The following is a 603-nucleotide window of genomic DNA, read 5'->3' as shown; positions in this document are numbered from 1 at the left end:
GTATCCGCCCCATGAACCCACGGGGCGACTTGTCAGTGTTTGAAGTTCCAAGGCAGGAGTGCGTCGATATCAGGCTCAGCTTTCGCCAGCTCTTTCATGCACTTGACCATGTAGTCGTAGAGGATAAGACCGTTGGCTTTCGCGGTCTCGATGATGCTGTAAAGCATCGCGCTCGCATCAGCACCGTTTGGTGTGTTAGAGAACAGCCAGTTCTTCCTGCCAATGACCAGTGGTTTAATTGCGCGTTCAGCGCGATTATTATCAATAGATAAGTGACCATCGTCGATATAACGAATAAGCTTTGACCACTGCCCAAGCGTATATTTTATCGCTTTGCCTAGTGGGCTAGAGCCAATCACCTTCTGGGTCGTCATCCATTGGTAAAGCTCATCCAGTATCGGCTTGGCAAGCGCTTGACGCTCTGCTTTTCGCTCTTGGGCAGGCGCACCTTTTAAGCGTGATTCTATCCCGTAGAGTTTTTGGATTTTAGCCAGCGCCTTATCAGCCTTGCCTGATTTACCTTTCCCTTGAAGCTTCTTCGCATCCATGAACTTGCGACGAGCATGCGCTAAGCACCCTACATTGGTGACGTGATGCAGACCA

The 603-nt window shown here is 50.1% G+C and carries 1 protein-coding gene; it reads right to left on the bottom strand.

Going from position 1 to position 603, the window contains the following annotated elements; all coding sequences use genetic code 11:
* Positions 1–32: 32 nt before the first annotated feature.
* The coding region (gene tnpC / locus AB4307_RS21550) for an IS66 family transposase (RefSeq protein WP_372133473.1) at positions 33–603 on the bottom strand (571 nt) is incomplete at its 5' end.

Source organism: Vibrio sp. 10N.261.52.C2 (genome assembly GCF_041471425.1).
Classification (GTDB): Bacteria; Pseudomonadota; Gammaproteobacteria; order Enterobacterales; family Vibrionaceae; genus Vibrio; species Vibrio crassostreae_C.
Note: the sequence above shows the minus strand (reverse complement) of the source record. Positions and strands in the feature narration are given on the sequence as shown.